Genomic DNA, 21922 nt, shown 5'->3' with positions numbered 1-21922 from the left:
CAATGCCACATTGGGGCGCTTGGGGCCGGGCGGTCAGGCCGTGATCCGCTCGGCGATCGCCGAGCCCAGGCTCTCGGTCGTGCCCGGGCCGCCGAGGTCGGGGGTGAGCACTTCCGGCTGCTCGGCGAGCACGCTTTCGATCGCCGCGACCACCCCGGCGGCGGCTGCCGGTTCGCCGAGGTGGTCGAGCAGCATCGCGCCGCTCCAGATCTGGCCGACCGGGTTGGCGATCCCGCGTCCGGCGATGTCCGGGGCCGAGCCGTGGACCGGCTCGAACAGGCTCGGCCACGTCCGCTCGGGGTTGATGTTGGCGCTCGGGGCGATGCCGATCGTGCCGGTGCACGCCGGGCCGAGGTCGGACAGGATGTCGCCGAAGAGGTTGCTGGCCACGACGACGTCGTAGGTCCGCGGGCTCAGCACGAACTTGGCCGCCAGGATGTCGATGTGGTCCTTGGCCGCGGTCACCTCCGGGTACCGGGCGGCCATCTCAGCCGCGCGCTCGTCCCAGTACGGCATCGAGATGGCGATCCCGTTGCTCTTGGTCGCCCACGTCAGCCGCTTGCGCGGCCGGGCCGCGGCGAGGTCGAAGGCGTAGCGCAGCACGCGGTCGACGCCGGTGCGGGTCATCACCGTCTCCTGCAGCACGGTCTCCCGGTCGGTGCCCTCGAAGATCCGGCCGCCGATGCTGGAGTACTCGCCCTCGGTGTTCTCGCGGACGACGAGGAAGTCGATGTCCCCCGGGCCGTGGCCGCGCAGCGGGGCGGGCACCCCGCGCAGCAGCCGGACCGGCCGCAGGTTGACGTACTGGTCGAACCCGCGGCGGAACTTCAGCAGGCTGCCCCACAGCGACACGTGGTCGGGCACCACCGACGGCCACCCGACGGCGCCGAAGAAGATCGCGTCGAAGCCGGCGAGGACCTCCTGCCAGTCCGGCGGCAGCATTTCGCCGTGCTCCAGCCAGTATTCGGCGGACGCGAAGCCGAACTCGGTGGTTTCGAGCGTGAAGCCGTGGACGTCGGCGGCGGCACGCAGGCAGCGCAAGCCTTCCGGGACGACTTCGCGCCCGATGCCGTCGCCGGGGATGACCGCGATGCGGTGGTTCACGAGCTGCTCCTCGGGTGGGGTCCCTCCACTGTGGGCGGTGGCCGTGGCCCGGGCAAGATCGCGCGCGGCAACCTATCCTTTCTCCCATGGAAAGACTCGACGATCTCGGCTTCTTCCACGTGGTCGCCGTCAGCGAGACGCTCACCGCCGCCGCGCGCGAGCTGGACGTCTCGCTGCCGGTGGTCAGCAAGCGCCTGAAGGCGCTGGAACGCCGGCTCGACGTCCGCCTGGTGCACCGCGGCGCGCGGCGGCTCACGCTGACGGCCGAAGGCGAGCTCTACGCCTCGCGCGTCGAGGCGATCCTCGACCAGGTGCGCGAGCTCGACGACCTGGTCAGCCACCGCTCCGGCGACCTGCGGGGCCCGCTCGTGGTCCAGGCGACGCTCGGGCTGGGCCGGGCGCACGTCGCGCCGCTCGTCGGCGAGTTCACCGCGCGGCACCCCCGGGTGCGGGTCCGCCTCCACACGTCGGCGCTGCCCCTGCGGCCGCAGCGGCGCGAGTTCGACGTGGCCGTGCACGTCGGCCCGCCGCCGGACTCCACGCTGCGGATGCGCCGGCTGGCGCGCAACCGCCGCGTGCCGTGCGCAGCACCGTCCTATTTGGAGCGTCAGGGCGTCCCCGAGCGGATCGAGGACCTGGCCGGCCACGACTGCATCGTTTTGCGCGAGAACGAAGGCGACTTCGCCGTGTGGCGCTTCGGCGGCACCGCCCAGCCCCGCCAGGTGCGGGTCCGCGGCAGCCTGTCGAGCAACGACGGCGACATCGTGACGGAGTGGGCGTTGCAGGGACGCGGGATCGTCATGCGCTCGGAGTGGCAGGTGCGGTCCTATTTGGATAGTGGCGCACTGGTGCGGGTGCTGCCCGGCGTGCCGACCCCGCCCGCCGACATCTACGCCCTGCTGGCCGACGACGTCCACGTACCGCGCCGGACCACCGAGCTGATCGCCCACCTGGCCGCCCAGCTGCCGGACCGGCTCGCTCCCCCTTCGTGACACCCCGCCCTGCCCGGTCCGGGCCGCCACCGGGCGCGGGCGCCAGCCGAGCCTGGTGCGCGCCTTGCCGGTGCGGATGACCGGGACGCGGCCGAGGCGGGTCACGGCCTCCCGCATGGCGGGGTCGGTCTCGGCGGCGGCCCGCACCTGTTCGGCGGTGGGCGAGCCGCCGAGGACCGGGCCGAAGATGCCGGCCGGGTTGAGCACCGCGAGTTCCGGGCCACCCGCCGAGCGCACGTGCTCCCACGCGGCACGTTCGGCGACGACCTTCGACCGGACGTAAGCGCTGGTGTCGCCCCGGTCGCGGGCGTCCCACAGCCGTGCCGCCAGCCGCAGCCACTCGATTTCGGCTTCGAGCCGGTCAGCGCGCTGGTCGAACAGCTCACGCTGCTCTCCGGCGGCCGAGTACCGCAGCGAACTTCAAGTGCTTGAAGTCAACCGCTTCACAGCAGCGGCCCCGGGAAATACGCGGGCGCGGGCTCCTCCGCCGGCTCGGGCTCCCGCACGGTGCGCGCCGGGATGACCACCACGGGGCAGCTCGCCTCGCGCAGGCAGTGCTCGGCGACCGAACCGACGAGCAGCTTCAGCAGCCGGCCGCGGCCGTGGCTGCCGAGCACCAGCATCGCCGCCGTCTTCGACGCCTCTTCCAGCGCCACGGTCGCCGAGTGCTCGACGAGTTCGGCACGGACGGCGACGCCCGGGTGCTCGTCGCGCACCTGGGCGACGACGTCGTCGAGGTGCTGGCGCTCGCGGTCCGCGACCGTCTGCGGCGTGCCGGCGACCGCCGCGCCGAGGTCGTAGACCGGCTCGAACGTCCAGGCCCGCAGTGCGACGACTCGGCGGCCGCTCTTCGCGGCTTCCGACACCGCCCAGCGCAGGGCGGCCGCGCTGACCGCCGAATGGTCGACACCGACGACGATGTCGCCCTGCTTTGCCGTGGTCATGGCCGTGCCACCTTTCCTCGTGCTCGCTTGCCACCGGGCAGGAATCCGTTCCTTCCAGCATCATCGGCTTGACGCCCCGGCCGAAGAGGCCTTGGACCCCGGACCGGGGACTTTGGGCCCGGTGGACGTGCTGCGCGCGTCGTCCACAGTGGACGGGAAAGACGTCACGCTGGGGAGTGCGTGCGGTACCCGCCGGAATGCCCTCGCCACAGGCGGTTTGCATCCGCACGAGCACTCCGCACGTGCGGATTCCCCTTCCGGGTAACACTTTCGTCAAAGGTTCACCACGGTCGGCCAGCCGGGTGAAAACGCCACGGATCGCGTTCGGCCATTGCCAATGCCGGGCCGCGTACTAACGTGTTCTGCATCGAACTGACAGCGGAACCCCACTCCGGCAGCATCTTGGCCACGGCCAGCGGGCAGCTCGACCTCGCCGGCTACGCGATCCTGCGCGACGGGCTGCTCAAGATCGCCGCCGACTCGCCGCGCGGGTTGATCACCGACGTCAACGACCTCGCGATCGGCGCGGCCTCGCCCGCGACGGTGTTCCCGCTCGTCGCCGCCCGCATCCGCGACTGGCCCGGCGTGCCGTTCGGGCTGGTGACGCGCCGCCCGGAACACCGGCAGCTCTTCCGCCGGTTCGCGACCGACCGCTACGTCTCGGTGAGCCCGGACGCCGACGCGGCCGAAGAAGCCCTGCGCCACCCGGTCCGCCGTCAGGCGCACCGGACCATCCCCCGCACCGGCGACGCGGAGGACCGAGCCCGCGAGTTCGTGCGACGGCACTGCATCGATTGGGCGATCCCCGCGCTGATCTACGACGGCACCATGATCGCCGCGGAACTGGTCCGCAACGCGATCCAGCACACCGCGTCGGTGCCCGAGGTCCACCTGGACCTGCGCCGCGAAATGCTGTCGGTGTCGGTCGTCGACGACGACCCGAGCCCCGCGACCGTCCTCGACCGGCCCGGCCCCCGCGACCCGGGACTCGGCCTGCGCATCGTCGCCTACGCCGCGCAGGCCTGGGGCAGCAGCAGGCGGTGGTCCGGCGGCAAGGTCGTCTGGGCCGTCCTCCGGGTCAAGCCGGACCAGCCGGATTAGGGACTCCCCGGGGTTGTCGCCGGCCGGGAATGCGCCCCAATGTGGCATTGGGTGCGTCAGACGCACCGAACGCCACATTGGGTGCGCTGGACGCACCGAACGCCACATTGGGGCGCTCGGCCCGGACGTCAACCGGCTTGCGACGCGTGACGCCAGGTGCCCGGCGGGCCGGTTGGCCGCCGGGAGGCGAGGCCGACCAGCAGCAGCCCTTGCGGGACGCCGGGCAGTACCTGGGTGTGGCGGGCGCGCTCCACGGTTGCCAGCGAGATCAACGGAACCCGCTCGGACCCGAGCCCACGCGCGGCCGCGGCGAGGCGGGTCGCGTGGAGCGCGGCGCCGGCGAGGACGTGGTGGCGGCGGGTGTCGCCCGGCGTGGTCACGAGCAGGGACGACCGGCCGGCGAGGTCGGCGCCGAGCCGCTTGAGCGTCGAGGCCCAGGCGGGGCGGACGATCCGGACGTCGGTGTCCGGCCAGAAGTCCTCGCCCGCCAGCGCCGTGAGGACGGCGAGGCTGACCGGCCGCAGCACAGTGCCGCGGGCGGGCTCGGTCAGCCGGCGTAGCGCGAGGTAGCGCGTCCACTCCGCGTTCGACGGACTGCGCGGCCCACCACCCCGGACGACGACGGCGACGTCGGGCCGGTCCGGATTCCGCGGGAAGACCAGGACCGGGTCGCGGCCCAGCACCCGCAGGACCGTCCAGACGGTCGAAAGCGCCGCACCGCATTCGAGCAGCGCGGAGTTGCCCGCCCGATCACGCCGGGCGGGTGGCTCGGCCAGCACGACCTCGTCCGCGGTGACTTCCACGGCGCACCGGTTCGGGCCCAGCCGCGCCAGCGCGTCGCCGAGAGCGACCCTGGCCGCCGGGTCCCAGCGGAAACCGGGCTGGGTCATCCGCGCCGCGGAACGCCGGGAGGCCCCACAGCGGCGGGCCCGCAGTCGCCGGCTACGAGCACGCGGCACGGCCCGACCCGGCCAACGGGCACGCGCACGCCCCTCGCCACGAAGCCGGACCGGACCAACGACCGATGGCCGCCCACCGCGAGCACCCGGCTCGCCCCGAGCCGGCCGACCAGGACCGGCCCCCGCGCACCCCGCCCGCGGGCACCCGCCACGAGACTGGACTGCGCGAACGCGCGGCGGCCGCTCACCGCGAACGCGCGGCCGACCGGATCGGGCTCGCGCACGACCGGCCCCCGCACACCCCACACGCAGGCGCCCGCCACAAGACCAGACCGCGCCAACGCGCAACGGCCGCCCACCGCGAGCACTCGACACGCCCCGACCCGGCCAACCAGGACGGGCCCCCGCACACCCCGCACGCGGGCACCCGCCACAAGACCAGACCGCGCGAACGCGCAACGGCCGCCCACCGCGAACGCGCGGCCAACGGCAACGGGCTCGCGCGCGGCCGGCCCAGGCCAGCAAGCGCCCACCACGAGCACCCGGCCGGCCGGGAAACCTGCGGGCAAGGCTCGCACGGAGGTCACCTCACCGGCACTCGGGCGAGCGCCGCTTCGGCGCCGCGGGCCAGTTCCAGGTCCTCGCGGGGGTGCACGATCAGTGCCGGTACCCGGGAATCCGCCCGGGTGACGATCCGGTCCACCTCCGTGTGCGGCACCTGGCCGGCCCGCAAACCCAAGACCCCCAGCCCGTCGATGACGGACGTGATCAGCTCCGGCTGGTGCTCGGCCACCCCGCCGGTGAACACCACCGCGTCGAGGCGGGACAGGCTCATTGCCGCCGCCCCGATCTCCCGCCGGAGGCGGTGGCGGTAGACGGCGAGGGCCGTCGTGGCGTCCGGCTCGCCGCGCAGGGACGCGGCCAGCACGCGCCGCAGGTCGCCGTTCGTGCCCGTCATCCCCGCCAGGCCCGAGCGGTGGACCAGGGCGTCGGACAGTTCCGCCGCCGTCATCGGTGCCGTTCGCAGCACGTGGAGCAGCAAGCCGGGGTCGATCGAACCCGAGCGCGTTGCCATCATCGCGCCTTCGAGCGGGGTGAAGCCCATGCTGGTGTCGACGCCGTGGCCGTCGCGGATCGCCGTCACCGACACCCCGGCCCCGACGTGCGCGCACACCAGCTGCAGAGATTCCGGCGCCCGGCTCAGCAGTTCACCGGTCCGGCGCAGCGCGTACTGGCACGACAGACCGTGGAAACCGTAGCGGCGCAAGCGGTTCTGCGTGGTCCACTCCCGCGGCAGCGGATAGCGCGCGGCCGCTTCGGGCATCCGGGCGTGGAACGCGGTGTCGAAGCAAGCCACCACCGGCACGTCCGGGAGCAGGCGGCGGACTTCGCGGGTCACGTCCAGCGACAGCGGCTGGTGGTTGGGCGCCAAGGACGTCAGCCGTTCCAGGGTGGCGAGCAGCGCGTCGTCGACGCGGGCCGGCGCCGTCTGCGAACCGCCGTGGACGAACCGGACCGCGACGGCGTCCACCTCGGACCACCGGCGGACCGCGTGCCCCACCACCGCGGGGTCGGCCCGGTCCCAGGCGGCCCAGCCGACCGCCGCGCCGTCGGCCACCAGCGACACCTTCACACTCGACGAGCCGGGGTTCACCGTCAGCACTCGCACCGGGGCTCCCCTCCTCCGTCCATCGCCCCAGGAGACCTCGGGTGCGGGATGCGGCGACGCGGCCGGATTGCCCGAATCGCGGGGACCTTCGTCACCGGTCGCGGGCGGAGGGACGCGGGCCGACGCGCCGAGGGGGGAGGAGCGCGCCGACCCGCGTGACGGACGCTATCCGATCGTCACCGATCGCGCCGATCGGGCACCCGCACTCAGCTGACGGGGGCCGACCACACCAGCCGGACGCCGCTCTCCTGGCCGTTGCCGTAAGTGAACGAACCGCCCACGGCTTCCGCCCGGTCGCGGAGGTTGCCCAGGCCGCTGGGCGAGATGTCGTCCGCCAGCCCCTTGCCGTCGTCCAGCACGACGATGCGGATCAGCTCGTCCTTCACCGCGACCGAGACCGTCACCGTCGACGCGTCCGCGTGCCGGACCGCGTTGCTGACCGCCTCGCGCACCACCGCCTCGACGTGCTCGGCCAGCTGGGCCGGCACGGTGTCGATCGGACCGGTCATGCTGACCGTCGGCTGCAGCCGCGCGTCGTCGGTCAGCTCGGCGATCGCGTCGTGCAGCCGGTGCCGCAGCCGCAGGCCCGCCTGTCCCGCCGCGCCGCCGTGCAGGTCGAAGATGGCCGTCCGGATCTCCTGGACGATCTCGTGCAGCTGCTCGATGCTGTCGCCCAGCCGTCTCTGCAGCTCCGGTGACTTCGTCCGCCGCTGGGTGCTCTGCATCGACAGCCCCACCGCGAACAGCCGCTGAATCACGTGGTCGTGCAGGTCACGCGCGATCCGGTCGCGGTCGCCGAGCACGTCCAGCTCCCGCGCGGTCCGCTGCTGCGCCGCCAGCTGCAGCGCCAGCGCCGCCTGGTCGGCGAACGAAGCCACCACCGGCAGCTGCGCCGTCTCGAACCCGCCCGCACCCACCTCCCGCGCCGCGATGAGCACCCCCGTCGTCCGCTCCCCCGCCCGCAGCGGAACCACCATCGCGGGCCCGAAGCGGTTCTCGCGCAGGGCGAGCTCGGGCACGCTGCGCGGCGTCCGGTCCAGGTACACCGCGCCCGGCATGCCGGCGTCGAGGTCGATGTGGGTACCCGACAGCTCCGCCGCCCGGATCCCGGCGCAGACGGTGACCGTCAGGTCGTCGACGTCGTCGCCCCAGTCCTCGTCGACGTCGAGCCGTCCCGAGTTCGGCAGCGCGAGCATCGTGACGTCCGAGCCGGTCAGCTCCAGGACCCGGCTGGCGATGAGGTTCAGCGCCTCCACCGGGTCGGTGCCGCCCAGCAGCTCGGTGGTCACCTCGCTGGTCGCGGCCAGCCACTGCTGCCGCACCCGCGCCTGCTCGTAGAGGTGCGCGTTCTCGATCGCGATCCCGGCCGCCGCGGCCAGCGCCTGCACGACCACTTCGTCGTCGTCGGTGAACGGTTCGCCGTTCTTCTTCTCGGCGAGGTAGAGCCGGCCGAACACCTCGTCGCGCACCCGCACCGGCACGCCGAGGAACGTGTGCATCGGCGGGTGGTGGGCCGGGAAGCCGACCGACGCGGGGTGTTGGGAAATCTCTTCCAGCCGCAGGGGTTTCGCTTCCTCGATGACGACGCCGAGCACGCCGTGCCCCTCCGGCAGGTGCCCGATCAGGTGGCGGGTCTCGTCGCCGATGCCGAGGTAGACGAACTCGGACAGCGAACCGTCGCCGGCGAGCACGCCCAGCGCGCCGTACTCCGCCTCACCGAGCTCCATCGCGGCCTGCACGATCCGCCGCAGCGTCGTGTCCAGCTCCAGGCCCGACGCGACCGCGAGCACCGCGTCGAGCAGGCCGTCCATCTTGTCGCGCGTGCCGATCAGGAGCTCGATCCGGTCCTGCAGATCCCGCAGCACCTCACGCAACCGCAACCCGGACAGCGTCCCCGCCATCCGCCGCGGCTCCTGACCGGCTCCACTCACCAAGGCCTCCGGGTCATCGGTGACTTTGTCCCCTTCCCGCGGCGTCGCGGCACGAGAGACCGTCGAAGACGCTTCCGGATCGACAGTGAGGGGGAACAATGACCCTACCCAGCACGTCGATCGGCCTGCTGCACCCCGATCAGGTGAAGTCCGTCATCGGCGCCGCGGTGCTCGCGCCGTCGACGCACAACACCCAGCCCTGGCGGTTCCGCTGCGTGCCCACCGGCATCGAGCTGCACGCCGACCCGGCACGCGCCCTGCCGGTCGCCGACGCCGACGGGCGCGAGCTGCTGCTTTCCTGCGGTGCCGCGCTGTTCAACCTGCGCACCGCCATCCACGCGCTGGGCGCCCACCCGGCCACGACGCTGTTCCCCCGCCGCGACGACCCGACGTTGCTGGCCCTGGTGCGGCCGTTCGGGGCCCGCCGCCCCGATCCTCGGCTCGTCGGCCTGGCGGACGCGATCCCCCGCCGTCACACGAACCGGACCCTGTTCGACGACCGCCCGGTCCCCGCGCCGGTGGTCGCCGAGCTGCGGCACGCCGCGGAAGTCGAGCAGGCCTGGTTGCCGCGGCTGAGCGCGAAACAGCGGGAAGGGCTGCGGCACCTGGTGCACCAGGCCCACCACGCCCAGCTCGCCGACCCGGCGTTCCTCGCCGAGTGGCGGCACTGGACCGCGCGCGGCCCGGACAGCCGTGACGGGGTCCCCGAGTACGCGGCCGGCAGGCCGCCTTCGGCCGACGGGGGCTGGGTCCTGCGTGATTTCGGGACCCGCCACCGGAACCGGGCCGACCACGCCGAGCCGCTGGTGGTGGTGCTCGGCTCGTTCGACGACACGCGGGTGGACCGGATCCGGGCCGGGCAGGCGATGCAGCGCGTCCTGCTGACGGCGACGGCGGCCGGGCTCGACGCGTCGTTCATCTCCCAGCCCGTCGAGGTGCCGTCGATCCGCGCCGAACTCCGCCGGCTGCTCGGTGGCGGCCTGTGGCCGCAGATCGTGCTGCGCCTGGGCCGGGGCACCCCGACGCCGTGGACGCCGCGGCGGGCACTCGAAGACGTCACGGAGTAGCCCCGGCCGGTCAAGCGACCAGGAGGCCGACCGCGGTGGCGAAGCGCGCGACGTATGCCTCCCGCGTCTCCACCTGGTGCTTGAGCCCGATCGACGCGCTGATCAGGGTCTGCGCGATGGCGCTCGCGGAGTCGCCCGACACGACCGCGATCGCGTTGGTGACGAGCTCTTCGAAGCGTTTCGGTGCGGTACGGACGATCTCGCCGAGCAGGTCCGGGTTCTCCTCGATGACGCCGGGGACGTCCCGGCCCAGCGGTCCGACGTAGCGGCCCGCCCACTGGTCGAACGCGTCGACGATGCGTTCGGGCAACGGCCTGCCGGTGTCGGCGAGGAGCCGTTCGACCGTGGCGAGGTCGTGCTCCAGCGCCCGCGTGACGGCGGCGCGGAACAGCACTTCCTTGGAGTCGAACAGGAAGTAGAGGCCCGGCCGGGAAATGCGGGCCGTGCGCGCCACCTCCTCCATGGAGGTCTTCCGGTAGCCGTGCCGGGCGAAGGTGAGCAGCGCCGATTCGAGCACCGCGTCACGACGGCTGACCTCGGCGGTGTTCGGTGTTCCGGCCATGGCGCCACCGTACGCGTCGGCGACGGACTAAACAACTTCTGTTCAGTCTGTATAGTGGAGGCATGACCACAGGCCCACTCATCACCACTCCCTTCTCCGCCTCCTCGACCGCGGACGACGTGCTGGCCGGCGTCGACCTCACCGGCGTGCGGGCGATCGTGACCGGGGCGTCCTCCGGCCTCGGCGCCGAAACCGCCCGCGCGCTGGCCGCCGCCGGGGCCGAAGTGACCCTCGCGGTCCGGAACACCGCCGCGGGCGAGGTCGCCGCCGCCGCCATCGTGCAAGCAGGCGCGCCGCACCGCTCCCGCGTTGCGCCGCTCGACCTCGCCGACCCGGCGTCCGTCCGGCGGTTCACCGGGAACTGGGAAGGTCCGCTGCACCTGCTGATCAACAACGCCGGCCTCGTCACCGGCGGGCGGGCACACACGCTCGAGGGGTGGGAGCTGCAGTTCGCGACGAACCACCTCGGCCACTTCGCGCTGGCCACCGGGCTGCACACCTCCCTCGCCCGCGGGGCCGAGCGCGGCGAAGCGCGGATCGTCTCGGTCAGCTCCACCGCGCACATGCGCGCCGGCGTGGACTTCGACGATCTGCACTTCGCCCGCCGGGACTACGACCCCCAAATCGCGTACGCGCAATCGAAAACGGCGAACGCGCTGTTCGCGGTCGAGGCGACCCGCCGCTGGGCGGGCGACGGCGTCTTCACCAACGCGGTGAACCCCGGCGGCGTCGCGACCGGCCTGCAGCGCAACTTCACGCAGGCGCAACGGGATTCCCTCGCCGCGGCCGAAGCCGCGGGAATCTTCACCTACAAGACCGTCGAGCAGGGCGCGGCGACGACGGTCGTGGCCGCCGTCGCACCGCAGTTCGCCCGGATCGGCGGCCGGTACCTCGACGACGGGCAGGAGGCCGCCACGGTGCCCGACGACGCCCAGCTCGCCGACCACCCGCACGGGGTGAAGCGGTGGGCGCTCGACCCCGCCGCGGCCGAGCGCCTGTGGACCGTCTCGGCGGCTTTGACGCACTGACCCGGACGACGTCTGCGCGCGACCACCCGGCCGGCTAGCCGTCTGTCCACTTTGGCCGGTGCCTAGATCGTGTCGAGTCCGGTCGGGTCCTGGTTCGAGAGTGCGGCGACCATCGCCGCGCGGGATCCCACGCCGAGTTTCGTGAAGATGCGCCGCATGTGGGCCGACACCGTGTACAGGCTGATGTCGAGCACCCGGGCGATCGCGCGGTTGGTGTAGCCCTGGGCCACCATCCGGGCGATCTCGTGCTCGCGCGGGCTCAGCAGGTCGTGCGCCGCCGGGACGACCGGGACGAGCAGGCAGCGGACGCCCAGCTCCGTCACGTCCAGCAGTGGTTCGCGCCGGGCCGCGTCCGGGTCCGCCAGCTCGGCCGCCCGCCTGACCAGCGCTCTCGCCAGGCCCCGGACGGTTTCGTCGTCGCGCACCGCCGGGCACCGTTTCGGCCCGTACCTGGCTTCCACGGTCGACAAAGTCGTCGTCATCGACGTTCCCCCCACATTCCCCCGCCATTCCTCCCCTTCAAGCAAACCCGGGAAACGGCGGCGGCGCATCGTCAATTCGTGTGACAAGGACGGACTAGTCGAATCGGTCCCGGCGCGGACGTGCGACTACCCGGCCCGGTCGGGTGGCGGTGCACTGGGTGCTCGACGAGAGGGGAACGCAATGAGCCGTCGTTACCCGGCATTGGAAGGCGAGCTGGAAGACGAGCTGAACCGGGAGGTGCAGGCGGAGCTCGAAGACGAGCTGGAGGCCGGGCTCGGCGAGCTGGAGAGCGACTACGAAGACGAAGACGAGTACGGCGAACTGTCCGCGGAGCTGGAAGACGAGCTCGAGCTCGAGTACGAGAGCGACTACGAAGACGAGGACGAGGCGGAAGCCGAGTTCGAAGCGGTCGTCCGCGAACTGGAGGCGGAGTTCGAACTCCAGGACGAAAGTTTCAGCAATCCCGCGCGGCGCGTCTACTCCGATGCGGAAATGCTGGCACAACTGGCGTTCCAGGCCGAAAACGCGCAGAGCGAGCAGGAAGCCGAAGCGTTTCTCGGCGCGCTCGCGCCACTCGCGCTCCAGGCCGCGAAATGGGCCGTGCCGAAGATCATCCAGCACGGACCGCAACTCATCCGCGGCGCGATCGGCCTCGGCCGCCGCCTGTGGCGCAACCCGGCCACCCGGCACGCGGTCCGCCACATCCCGCGCGTCCTCGGCCGCACCGCCCGCGACATCGGCCGCCGCTACGCCGACGGCCGCCCGATCGACGCGAGCTACGTGACGCGCCGCCTGGTCGGCCACGGAGTCCAGGCGGCGACCGGACACCGAAGCGGCCGCGGCGCCCACCGCCGACCACCGCAGCACCGCCGCCGCCAGCAGCACACGGTCCGGCACACCCAGCCGCGTTCCGGCACCGCGACGGGACGGCGCCAGGCGCGTGGCCGTGCGCGCCGCCGCTGAGCCACGCGCCGCCCGGACCGCGGCTTCGGACGCACGGCGCACCCGGGCCGACGCCGGGCGGGGCACCGTTGAGCCGGGCACCGCGCGGGCCGGGTCCACCGCGGTCCGGCGGGCACGCCCCGACCGGGGCGACGGCAGGCTGGCCACCACTGAGTCGAGCACCGCGCGGGCCGACCGCAAGTCCGGCGCCACCGGTATCCGGCGGGCACGCCCCAGCCGGGCCGACGGCAGGTGGGCCACCACTGAGCCGGGCACCGCCCGGGTCAGCCGCGAGGCCGCGCCCACCGCGGTCCGGCGGGCACGCCCTGGCCGGGCTGGCACGGTGGCCACCGCGTTCCGGCGCGCACGGCCCACCCGGGCAGAGGTCAGGCGGGCCACCGCTGAGCCAGGCACCGCTGGGGCCGACCGCGAGGTCGGATCCATCGCGATCCGGCGAGCACGACCCGCCCGGACCGACGCCAAGCGCGCCACCACTGAGCCAGGCACCGCCCGGGCCAGCCGCGAGGCCGCGCCCACCGCGGTCCGGCGCGGACGCCCCGGCCGGGCCGGCGCCGTGGCCGTGACCACCGCGATGCGGCACGCACGGCCCACCAGGGCCGAGGCCACGCGGGCCACCGCTGAGCCAGGCACCGCGCGGACCGACGGCGCGCCCACCGCGATGCGGCACGCACGACCCAGCCGGGCCGGCACCGTGGCCGGGTCCACCGCGATCCGACCCACCCGGACCCAAGCCAAGCGCACCCCCGAGCCAACGTTCCGGCACGCACCGCCCCCAACCGGGGAAAGCACAGCCGCCTGGGCGCGGACCCAAGCCACCAACGCCGGGCGGCACCTCGATGCGCTGCGGCCCTTCCGATGGGCCGAGTTCGGCGATCCCGCGACCGGGCCGAGCCGGGCGCACCTCGTCGCCGTCAACCGCATGATGGCCTCACTTCGGGAACCGCTGCGCGACTCGGTGCGGGCCGTGCGCCGGGCTGCCGTGGAGCCCGTCGACCCCGACGAGCTGCTGCGCGCGAAGTCGCGGGCGCACCGGTGGGTGCGGGCCACCGAACAGGTCTGGGACTTCTACCTCGACCTGTTCAACCAGCGGCAGACCGCGTTCGCGCCGTGGCTGGTCGCCGGGGATCGGATTGCGCTGGACTGCTACCAGTACGCCTACCTCGGGCTGGGGCGGTGGCGGCCGATCCCGACGCCGCCGCCGTTCTGCTACCTGCGGCACGGGAGTGGGCCGGCGACCTCCAGACGGGGGATTCCGTTGCGGCGGCTGGGAAACCGGCTGAACCCGTTCCCGCTGATCCAGCTGCCGTACCACCGGCTGGTGAACCCGTGGACGCTCGGCGCGGTGCTCCACGAGGTCAGCCACAACCTGCAGAACGACCTCGGGCTGGCCAAGGCGATCCCGCTGCAGGTGGCCGCCCGGCTCACCGAAGCGGACCTGCCGCCGGCCACGGTCGCGACCTGGGTGCGGTGGAACCGGGAGACGTTCGCCGACCTGGCCGCCGTGCTGCTGGGGGGTCCGGCGGTGGTCGGCTCGCTCTTCGACGTCATCGGCCGGACCGGGCCGGAGACGCTCGGGTTCTCGCCGCGCGCCGTGCACCCCGTGCCGTACCTGCGGGCGAAGCTGTCGGTCGAACTGTTGCGGCGCCTGGGTTTCCGGCGGCACGCGGACTCCTACGCCGAGCTCTGGCGGCGACTCTACCCGGACGCGAAGCTGCTCGGCGCGCCCGAAGCGCTGCAGGCGACGGCCGCCACGGCGATCCCGGCGGTGGTGGACGCGATGTGCTTCACGTCGTACCCCGCGCTCGGGCACCGGCCGCTGGCCGCGGTGCTGCGGTTCGAGCCCAAGGAGCAGGTGATGATCGAGGAAGCCGCCGAGCGGCTCGCCGACGGGGTCTCCCCCGGCGTGGTGCCCGAACGGTTCCTCGTCGGCGCGGTCCGGTTCGCGCTCGACCGGCGGATGGCGCCGCCCCGGCGGCTGGTCGGGTTCTTCATGGAGGAACTGGGGAGGAAGTCGCGATGACGTTCCGCGCCGAATTCTCCGCCCTGCGGGCCCACGTCAGCCTGCTGGCCGACGCCTGGCACGGGCTCGAGCTGTCGGTGTGCGAAGACCGCCCGCCGGGCGAAGGGCTCGCGGTGGCCGACCACCTCGGCGACGTCGCCACCGACGGCACCGCCGAGCTCCTGGCGGCGACGCGGGCCCCCGCCACCGCCGAGGGCCTGCACACCACGGCGGCCGCGCTGTTGGGGATCCGGCGCCGGATCGACGACGAGTACCGGTCCCCCGCCACGGTGACCGCCCTGCTGCGCGGCGCCCGGGAACGGGAGGCCGAATGGCGCGGGTGGGTCACCGGCGTCCGGCGTGGCGCCGACCGCTGCGCCGACACGTTGCGGGCCGCGGAGGACGCGATGCTGCGGTGCTGGCGCGAAGCAGTGGAACTGGCCGAACTCGACGAAGGGCAGACCGATGACCAGCAACGATGACCGCGGCGTTCTGCTGCCGCCCGCGCAGGAGGTCGACACGGCGTACCCGGCGTCGGTCCGGCCGCATTCCTCGGCGCTCCCGGCGGGCAAGCTGGCCGAGCAGGCGATCAGCGACGTCCTCGGCTGGAAGTGGCGCGAGGGCGATGCGAAGGGCTTCGTCGCCGCGCTGACCGGCAGCTTCGGGCTGTCGGAGGTCCAGGGGCGCACCGAGGCCACCTGGACCCCGCGCGGGTACGCCATCCAGGCCGACCTGGGCGCGGTCACCGGCGGTCAGGCGTCACTGGCGGCCCGCGCCCGCAGCGCGGCGAAGGACGCGCTCGCGCTGCTCGACGCACTCCGTCCACTTCGGACCGACGCGGACCCCGAGAACGCCGAGGGGTTCCGGGCGCTGGTCCGCCACGACCTCGAGCAGATCCGCCAGGAACTGGAAAGCCCGCTCATCCGCGTGCCGCGCGTCGACCAGCTCTTCCTGCTGCTGCTCGGGCCGAGCACCGCGTCGGGCGCGCCGGGCGGGCCGGACGCGGACACCGTGCGCGGCCACATCGGCCGGCTGCGCGACGAATTCGGCCTGACCTCGTGCCAGGTCAACACGATCGAGGAGGAGCGCATCCAGACCTCCTTCATCACGCTGGTGGACTGGGTGGTGTCGTTGTTCCGCGGCTGGCTGGACTCCCGCGACCGGATCGACCCGTTCTCGCAGCCGGCGAACGGCCAGCCGTACTTCGGCCCGGCCGTGGTCGCGCTGTCGCAGCTGCTGGCGGCCACCGCGGCGCAGGTCGACGAAGTGATCACGATGCTGCAGTCGGTGTTCGTCCAGCAGGAAGACCTCGAAGTGCTGCGGATCCCCGACGCCGACGGCGGCACGATGTCGCTGGGCGGCCTGCTGCGCTGGATCCACGACTTCGCCGCCGTGGAAGGGGGCCAGCTCATCGAGTCCGCGGGCAAGGAGGGCGTCGGATCGGCGTTCCTGCAGGTCGCGACGCGGTTGCAGCGGATCGTCGCGGGCCTGCCGCGGTCGAGCCCGAACGGCGACGCCCGCGACGTGCCCGGCAACTTCCGCGCGACGCTCCCGCCCGGCTTCTTCAGCACGCGGGTGCAGCGCGCCGTCGACGAGCTCGACGACCACCTGCAGGAGGTCGTGCGGATCGCCACGCCGATCGGGACCCCGGGGCCGTCGTCCGCCACCGGGCTCCGCGAGCAGTAACCGAACCCGCACGGGAGGGACACCATGGGCACCGAAAAGGAATACCGGGAACTGTTCGACCGCGTCGCGGCGCTGCGCGGGCAGGTGGCAGGCAAGCTGGCGAACGAGCTGGGCAGCGACCCGAAGCTCGGCGACGCCGTCCTCAAGCAGCTCGACGACATGCTCACCGCGGTCGAGACCGAGCAGCGCACCAAGCCCGGGCCGGCCGACGGCGGGATCGCGGCACTGGTCGGCCTCGGCGACACGAGCGCGCCCGACCTCGGCCAGACCAGCATGCCGCCCGGCGTCGACGCCTACGACGAGACCGTCGCGTCCGAGCGTGTCATCGCCGTCGGCGACCTCTACTACCTGTACCAGCACGAGCGGATCGGGGTGTTCCGCGTCGTGCAGAAGCTGCAGGAGCTGTTCCAGCGGGGCGCGATCCGGCTCTCGGACGGGCCCGGCGCGTTCGGGCTGTACCGGTTCGACCGGCGTGACGTGCTGCGCTACACCAAGCAGGACCGGATCAGCGCGTACCGGCGGGTGCTCGGCTACGGCCGGGGCCTCGGGTCGGCGAACGCCCGGCCGAACACCGACTTCCACCAGCTGTTCACGCAGTTCGGCAACCAGGTCGCGTTGTTCTGGCGGGACAAGCGGATCTCCGACGTCCTCCGTGAACGGGCCTACGACCCGAGCTTCGGCAGCATCGCCGTCGTGCGGCGCAGCGGGCTGGATCTGCGCAACAACCTGAAGTTCACCTCCTACGGACACCTGAACGTGCTACGCGTCGAGGTGATGCAGCTGCTGACCGAGGCGTTCCGGATCCTGGGCGCGGAGGACGTCCTCGACCTGTTCGGCGCGGCGAACGCGTGGGACACCATCGACGAAGTCCTCATCCGCTACTTCGACGAGCGGCTCGTCTCCTCGCCGCGGCAGCGGATGGCCGTCACCGGGCGGCAGGTGCTGCGCTGGCTGGCCGCCCCGCACATCCTGGAGACGACCCGTTCGGAGTTCGAGGCGCTGCTGCTGGAGATCGCCGAGCCCGCCGAAGAGTGGATCACGTCCGCGCAGTCGCTGCGGGTCGCCGGGCGGACGAGCACGCCGGGCGTGCTGCCGATCGACCGCCAGCACCCGGCCGGGGTGGCCGCGGCCGGGCCGGCCAAGCGGCCGGTGACGCCGCGCCGCAACGGCCACCGGCCGGGGCTGGTGACGCTGACCCGCCGGGACTGACCGGCGGGGCTTCGGGGCCGGCCCCCGGTGCGGGAGGAGGCCGGCTTCCGAGACGACGCCGGCGAGCGCGCCGGTCTTGTGCGTGGTGACGGTGGGTGGGGCAGCACCGCGGTGTTCGCGGCGCCGCCCGGTCACCAGGGGCGGTCGACGGCCCCGCGGGCGAGCGTGTACGTGATGTAGCCGCCCTGGAAGTCGCTGCGGTACACCCCGTTCGTCACGTACTCGTCCGTCGTCGGGTACCTCAAGTACGACCGCTCCCACCCGAGCGCCGCCCAGCGCTTGCGGATCTCGCCCTTGATCGCGTGCGCCCCCGTCGGCACCGTGTAGTAGATCGAATGGCCGAGGCTGAAGTGGTTGTAGCGCCCGGCTCCGTCCGGCGTCACGCTCTCGTCGGTCGTCGGGTAGCCGAGTCCGCGCTCGTAGCCGAGGGCGGCCCACTTCTTCCGGATCTCCCCGAAGATCGCGTGCGCGCCGGTGGCGTTCGTGTAGTAGATCGAGCCGACGTTGCCGCCCTTGACGAAGTGGTTGTACCGGCCGGCCCCGTCCGGCGTACCGGTCTCGTCGGTCGTCGGGTAGCCGAGACCACGCTCGTAGTCCAGCGCCGCCCACTTCTTCCGGATCTCCCCGTAGAGCGCGTGCGCACCCGTCGCGGCCGTGTAGTAGATCGAGCCGACGTTGCCGTTGTTGACGAAGTGGTTGTACTGCGCGGCACCATCCGGAGTGGACACCGTGTCGGTCGTCGGCGAGCCGAGCTTGGCGTGCCCGCCGAAGGCGAGGTACTTGGTCAGCACCTGGCCGGTCACGAACCTGGTGCCGCCCACGGCACTCCAGTACAGCCGCCCGTTCGCGAAGGTCCGGTAGTGGACCGGGCCGTCGGTGACCTCGGCCGCCGTCGCCGCCCCGAGCTTCGTCCGCAGCGCGGAGTCGGCGTTGTACCGCTGGTCGATCGGGGTGGCGTAGTTCGCCGTCAGCGTCAGGTCGGTCGTGCCGACGGTGACGATCCACGTCGTGCCCGCCGGACCGCCCTGCCAGCCGGTGAACGTCGACACGCCGTCGATGCCCAGCGGTGCCGCCTCGACGTCGAAGGTGGCGCCCTCGGCGACCACGGCCGTGCTGACGCCGCCCTCGACCGGGATGCTCAGCGCCGCGGGCTGCGTGCTGAGCAACGTGATCCGGTGCTCGCGCGGCCGGGCCACGTAGGTCTTCGCCGCGGTCACCCCGGCGCTGTCGGTCACCGTCGCGGTGAACTCCATCCGCGAGTCCGGGTGCTCGGTGAACGCGGCCGCGAAACTCTCCCCCGTACCGCCGACACCCGGGTGCGAGTGGCACGTCGCTTCACTCGGGCAGTGCCGCACCGCGGAGGTCCACGTGATCGGCAAGACACCGTCCTCGGCGTCGTTCGCGTTCGCGCTCAAGGAAACCTGCTGGCCCACCGCGAACGTCGCGGCGTCGCCGGGCGTGGTCACCGTGAGCTGCGGGGTGTGGTTGCCGGGTGCGACCGCGACGCTGGTCGAGCCCGACGCGCCCAGCGGATCGCGGACGGTCAGCTTCGCGGTGAACGCCTCGATGCCCGCCGCATACGCGTGCGACACCTGGGGACCGGCGTCGACGGCGGTGGTCCCGTCGCCGAAGTCCCAGTCGTACTTCAGCAGGTCGTTGTCGTAGTCGACGGAAGCCGAACCGTCGAAGGAGACCGTCCGGGTGTCCGGATCGGTGGTGGAGGACGCGTTCGCCACCGGCGCGGTGTTGCCCGCCGTGTAGGTCAGCCGGCGCAGCTTCCCGGACCGGATGTCGGCGTAGACGATGTCGCCGTTGACCGCGGCCCCGAACTTCGTCGGGCCGCCGATGTCGGTGAAGACCGGCGGGTTCTGCGGCGCCTGGGTCAGCTTGCCCTGGTCGTCGTACTTCATCGTCCAGATCTTCTGCGTCACGTAGTCGCCGAAGAAGTACGAGCCGCGGTAGGCCGCCGGGTAGCTGGATCCGTTGTAGACGGTCCCGCCCGTGACGCTGTTGCCCTGCATGGCGCCGTTGCCGTGCTGGTACTCGAAGATCGGTGCCTGGTTGGCGACCCCGGCGCACTCGGCGAGACCGCTGTAGCCCGGCGTCGGGTGGTTGCCCTCCCAGCACGGCCACCCCTGGTTCGAGCCGCGCTGGACGACGTCGACCTCCTCCCAGACGTTCCAGCCGACGTCACCGGCGACCGGGAGGCCGAGGTTCGGGTCGATGCTGAAGCGGAACGGGTTGCGGAAGCCGCGCGCGAACACCTTGCTCGCCGTCGAGCCCGGGTTGGCCGGGTCGTAGTAGGGGTTCCCCGGCACGCCCTTGCCGTCGGCGGTCAGGTGGAAGATCTTGCCGTAGGGCTGGTTGACGTCCTGGGCGCGCAGTGACCCCGGGTCCACCTTCGAGAAGTCGCCGTTGTCGCCGATGGACAGCCAGAGGGTGCCGTCCGCGGCGGCGATGACGCCGTTGATGCCGTGGACGTCGAAGATGCCGGGAATGTCGAACAGCGGCTGCTCGCCGGTCAGCCCGGTGGGCGCGCCCACGGCGTCGACGGTGACCGTGAACCGAGCCAGCCGCATGACGAAACCGCTGGTCTGGTTGACCGACCGCGTCAGGTAAATGGCGTGCGACACCGCGTAGTCGGGCGCGACGGCGACGCCGACCAGCCCGAGGTCGCCGGCGGACCGGGTCGGCAGCGTCGCGATGGTCCGGCCCGCCCCGGCCACGGGCAGCCAGCGCACCCGGCCGTCCTTGGCGGTGACAAGGACCGACCCGTCGGGCAGGGAGGTGAAGTCGGTCAGCTGGTACTGCCCGAGCCCGGTGTCGGTGTCCTGCAGCACGAACCCCGCCGGCAGGGCGGCCGCTTCCGCCCCCGTGGACACGACGGGCAGCAGCGCCCCGGTCAGCACCACGGCCACGAGGAGGTGGCGGAGCGCTCGAAACTTTCGCGAAACCATATCGATCCCCTTCCCAGCGGTCGTCTATCGCCCGAACGGGGACGTCGGTTGCACCCGATCGGGCAAATTGACCTTTTCGTGACCACTTGACCTGGTCACCGATCACCACCGGCCCAGACCCGGGACGCACTCAGCCTGCAAGTTGAGTGCACGCCTGTACACTCAATGGGCATGGTCACCTTCGAAGCCGCCGCCTGCCGTGTGCGGGGTGGTGCGTGATGGCCGAAGTGGGGATGCGGCCGCCGGCGTCACCGCTGCGGCGGCGGGCGCTGCGCGCGCTGCGGTGGTTGTTCACCCCGTTGCGGCCGGACGACTACCTCGAACTGATCAACCCCCTGTGGTCGACCCGCGAGCTGCGCGGGCTCGTCGAGCGGGTCGAACCCGAGCGGGGCGGGGCGGCCACCGTGCTGATCCGGCCGGGTTACGACTGGGTCGGGCACCGGCCCGGCCAGTACGTGCGGCTGGGCGTGGTCATCGACGGCGTCCACCACTGGCGCGCGTACTCGCTGACGTCGAGCCCGGACCGCGCGGACGGGCTCATTTCCATCACACCCAAGAAGGTCGACGGCGGCGTCGTTTCGCCGTACCTGGTCGAGCGGGCCCGGCCCGGCGAGCTCGTGCGGCTGGGCGAGGTCGAGGGGTCGTTCACCCTGCCGGACCGGCCCGGCCGCGGCCTGCTGTTCGTCACGGCCGGGAGCGGCATCACGCCGGTCATGAGCATGCTGCGGCACCTCGCGCCGAGCGCGTCGCTCGACGACGTCGTGCACGTCCACTCGGCCCGGGAGGCGGACGGCGTCATCTTCGGCGAAGAGCTCGCCGAACTCGAGCGCCGGCACGCGGGTTTCCGCCTGGAACTGCGCATCACCGGCCGGGACGGGCGGCTCACGCCGGACGAGCTCGACACGCTGTGCCCGGACTGGCCGGAGCGGGAAACCTACGCGTGCGGCCCCGGCGAACTGCTCGACGCGCTGCAAGCGCATTGGAAACGCCACGGCGACACCGGGCGGCTGCACCACGAGCGGTTCCAGCCGGTCGTCGGCGGTGAAGGCGCCGAAGGTTCCGGCGGCACGGTGCGCTTCGCCCACCGCAACCTCGACGCCGACTGCCCGCCCGGCACCCCGATCCTCGTCGCCGGGGAGAACGCCGGCGTCGAAATGCCGTTCGGCTGCCGGGTCGGGGTGTGCCACACGTGCGTGCTGCCGATCCGGGAAGGCCGGATCCGCGACCTGCGCACGAACGTCGTCAGCGAGAAGCACAACGAGATCGTGCGCACCTGCGTGCACGGCGCCGAAGGCCGGGTCACGGTCGAACTCTGAGCGAGGAAGGAA

General features: G+C 72.9%; 18 protein-coding genes. 10 read left to right on the top strand and 8 right to left on the bottom strand.

Features of this window, described 5'->3' with window-relative positions:
* Nucleotides 1-33 precede the first annotated feature (33 nt).
* Nucleotides 34-1104, bottom strand: a complete 1071-nt coding sequence (locus tag SD460_RS21775) for a tartrate dehydrogenase (protein ID WP_318306633.1) — start codon at nt 1102-1104, stop codon at nt 34-36.
* Nucleotides 1105-1190: 86 nt separating this feature from the next.
* Between SD460_RS21775 and SD460_RS21770 the strand changes: the two genes are divergently transcribed.
* Nucleotides 1191-2096, top strand: a complete 906-nt coding sequence (locus SD460_RS21770; protein WP_290059522.1) for a LysR family transcriptional regulator — start codon at nt 1191-1193, stop codon at nt 2094-2096.
* Between the two features lie 443 nt (nt 2097-2539).
* On the opposite strand, the gene SD460_RS21765 is transcribed toward SD460_RS21770, so the two are convergent.
* Nucleotides 2540-3040 carry a universal stress protein gene (locus SD460_RS21765; protein ID WP_290059520.1) on the bottom strand — a complete coding sequence of 167 codons (501 nt, stop codon included), beginning with the start codon at nt 3038-3040 and terminating at the stop codon, nt 2540-2542.
* Between the two features lie 357 nt (nt 3041-3397).
* On the opposite strand from SD460_RS21765, the gene SD460_RS21760 reads away from it, so the two are divergent.
* Entirely contained in the window at nt 3398-4141 is a 744-nt protein-coding gene (locus SD460_RS21760; protein WP_290059518.1) for an ATP-binding protein, read from the top strand.
* Between the two features lie 128 nt (nt 4142-4269).
* Here SD460_RS21760 and SD460_RS21755 read toward each other — a convergent pair whose 3' ends face one another.
* The 3 genes from SD460_RS21755 to SD460_RS21745 form a co-directional block, all read right to left on the bottom strand.
* On the bottom strand, nt 4270-5031 hold the full coding sequence (locus SD460_RS21755) for a hypothetical protein (protein ID WP_318306632.1): 762 nt from the start codon (nt 5029-5031) through the stop codon (nt 4270-4272).
* A gap of 592 nt (nt 5032-5623) precedes the next feature.
* Nucleotides 5624-6709, bottom strand: a complete 1086-nt coding sequence (locus SD460_RS21750; protein ID WP_290059515.1) for an acetate/propionate family kinase — start codon at nt 6707-6709, stop codon at nt 5624-5626.
* 206 nt (nt 6710-6915) lie between these two features.
* Nucleotides 6916-8610 (bottom strand): sensor histidine kinase, encoded by a 1695-nt coding sequence (locus SD460_RS21745; protein WP_318307201.1) that lies wholly within the window; start codon nt 8608-8610, stop codon nt 6916-6918.
* A gap of 128 nt (nt 8611-8738) precedes the next feature.
* On the opposite strand from SD460_RS21745, the gene SD460_RS21740 reads away from it, so the two are divergent.
* The gene (locus SD460_RS21740; protein WP_290059513.1) at nt 8739-9707 is read left to right on the top strand and encodes an Acg family FMN-binding oxidoreductase; all 969 of its coding nucleotides are present in this window, start codon (nt 8739-8741) and stop codon (nt 9705-9707) included.
* Nucleotides 9708-9717: 10 nt separating this feature from the next.
* Here SD460_RS21740 and SD460_RS21735 read toward each other — a convergent pair whose 3' ends face one another.
* Nucleotides 9718-10269 (bottom strand): TetR/AcrR family transcriptional regulator, encoded by a 552-nt coding sequence (locus tag SD460_RS21735; protein ID WP_290059511.1) that lies wholly within the window; start codon nt 10267-10269, stop codon nt 9718-9720.
* 62 nt (nt 10270-10331) lie between these two features.
* Between SD460_RS21735 and SD460_RS21730 the strand changes: the two genes are divergently transcribed.
* Nucleotides 10332-11297: an SDR family NAD(P)-dependent oxidoreductase gene (locus tag SD460_RS21730; RefSeq protein ID WP_318306631.1), complete on the top strand. Its 966-nt coding sequence runs from the start codon at nt 10332-10334 to the stop codon at nt 11295-11297.
* A gap of 62 nt (nt 11298-11359) precedes the next feature.
* Here the strand turns inward: SD460_RS21730 and SD460_RS21725 are convergent, their stop codons facing one another.
* Complete coding sequence (locus tag SD460_RS21725; RefSeq protein WP_290059507.1) at nt 11360-11779, bottom strand: helix-turn-helix transcriptional regulator; 420 nt, start codon at nt 11777-11779, stop codon at nt 11360-11362.
* A 181-nt stretch (nt 11780-11960) separates the two neighbouring features.
* On the opposite strand from SD460_RS21725, the gene SD460_RS21720 reads away from it, so the two are divergent.
* From SD460_RS21720 to SD460_RS21700, 5 genes are all read left to right on the top strand, one after another.
* Complete coding sequence (locus tag SD460_RS21720) at nt 11961-12743, top strand: hypothetical protein (protein WP_318306630.1); 783 nt, start codon at nt 11961-11963, stop codon at nt 12741-12743.
* A 919-nt stretch (nt 12744-13662) separates the two neighbouring features.
* Nucleotides 13663-14763, top strand: a complete 1101-nt coding sequence (locus SD460_RS21715) for a hypothetical protein (RefSeq protein WP_290057158.1) — start codon at nt 13663-13665, stop codon at nt 14761-14763.
* Entirely contained in the window at nt 14760-15224 is a 465-nt protein-coding gene (locus SD460_RS21710; protein ID WP_290057160.1) for a hypothetical protein, read from the top strand. Before SD460_RS21715 ends, SD460_RS21710 begins: the two co-directional genes overlap by 4 nt.
* Nucleotides 15208-16428: a hypothetical protein gene (locus SD460_RS21705; RefSeq protein ID WP_290057161.1), complete on the top strand. Its 1221-nt coding sequence runs from the start codon at nt 15208-15210 to the stop codon at nt 16426-16428. The genes SD460_RS21710 and SD460_RS21705 overlap by 17 nt, the downstream gene beginning before the upstream one ends.
* A gap of 24 nt (nt 16429-16452) precedes the next feature.
* On the top strand, nt 16453-17637 hold the full coding sequence (locus SD460_RS21700; RefSeq protein WP_290057162.1) for a hypothetical protein: 1185 nt from the start codon (nt 16453-16455) through the stop codon (nt 17635-17637).
* Between the two features lie 131 nt (nt 17638-17768).
* Here the strand turns inward: SD460_RS21700 and SD460_RS21695 are convergent, their stop codons facing one another.
* Nucleotides 17769-20594: a PQQ-dependent sugar dehydrogenase gene (locus SD460_RS21695; RefSeq protein ID WP_318306629.1), complete on the bottom strand. Its 2826-nt coding sequence runs from the start codon at nt 20592-20594 to the stop codon at nt 17769-17771.
* A gap of 218 nt (nt 20595-20812) precedes the next feature.
* Here SD460_RS21695 and SD460_RS21690 point away from each other — a divergent pair, with 218 nt between their 5' ends.
* Nucleotides 20813-21910: a ferredoxin reductase gene (locus SD460_RS21690; RefSeq protein ID WP_290057164.1), complete on the top strand. Its 1098-nt coding sequence runs from the start codon at nt 20813-20815 to the stop codon at nt 21908-21910.
* Nucleotides 21911-21922: the final 12 nt, after the last annotated feature.

It is taken from the genome of Amycolatopsis solani, from assembly GCF_033441515.1.
GTDB lineage: Bacteria > Actinomycetota > Actinomycetes > Mycobacteriales > Pseudonocardiaceae > Amycolatopsis > Amycolatopsis solani.
This window is presented reverse-complemented; position numbering and strand designations above follow the sequence as displayed.

Coding starts and splice junctions, on each gene's coding strand:
- SD460_RS21720 (WP_318306630.1), top strand. CDS start 11,961: ATGAGCCGTCGTTACCCGGCATTGGAAGGCGAGCTGGAAGACGAGCTG.
- SD460_RS21695 (WP_318306629.1), bottom strand. CDS start 20,594: ATGGTTTCGCGAAAGTTTCGAGCGCTCCGCCACCTCCTCGTGGCCGTG.
- SD460_RS21705 (WP_290057161.1), top strand. CDS start 15,208: ATGACCAGCAACGATGACCGCGGCGTTCTGCTGCCGCCCGCGCAGGAG.
- SD460_RS21725 (WP_290059507.1), bottom strand. CDS start 11,779: ATGACGACGACTTTGTCGACCGTGGAAGCCAGGTACGGGCCGAAACGG.
- SD460_RS21745 (WP_318307201.1), bottom strand. CDS start 8,610: ATGGCGGGGACGCTGTCCGGGTTGCGGTTGCGTGAGGTGCTGCGGGAT.
- SD460_RS21735 (WP_290059511.1), bottom strand. CDS start 10,269: ATGGCCGGAACACCGAACACCGCCGAGGTCAGCCGTCGTGACGCGGTG.
- SD460_RS21710 (WP_290057160.1), top strand. CDS start 14,760: ATGACGTTCCGCGCCGAATTCTCCGCCCTGCGGGCCCACGTCAGCCTG.
- SD460_RS21730 (WP_318306631.1), top strand. CDS start 10,332: ATGACCACAGGCCCACTCATCACCACTCCCTTCTCCGCCTCCTCGACC.
- SD460_RS21770 (WP_290059522.1), top strand. CDS start 1,191: ATGGAAAGACTCGACGATCTCGGCTTCTTCCACGTGGTCGCCGTCAGC.
- SD460_RS21715 (WP_290057158.1), top strand. CDS start 13,663: ATGATGGCCTCACTTCGGGAACCGCTGCGCGACTCGGTGCGGGCCGTG.
- SD460_RS21690 (WP_290057164.1), top strand. CDS start 20,813: ATGGCCGAAGTGGGGATGCGGCCGCCGGCGTCACCGCTGCGGCGGCGG.
- SD460_RS21765 (WP_290059520.1), bottom strand. CDS start 3,040: ATGACCACGGCAAAGCAGGGCGACATCGTCGTCGGTGTCGACCATTCG.
- SD460_RS21740 (WP_290059513.1), top strand. CDS start 8,739: ATGACCCTACCCAGCACGTCGATCGGCCTGCTGCACCCCGATCAGGTG.
- SD460_RS21700 (WP_290057162.1), top strand. CDS start 16,453: ATGGGCACCGAAAAGGAATACCGGGAACTGTTCGACCGCGTCGCGGCG.
- SD460_RS21755 (WP_318306632.1), bottom strand. CDS start 5,031: ATGACCCAGCCCGGTTTCCGCTGGGACCCGGCGGCCAGGGTCGCTCTC.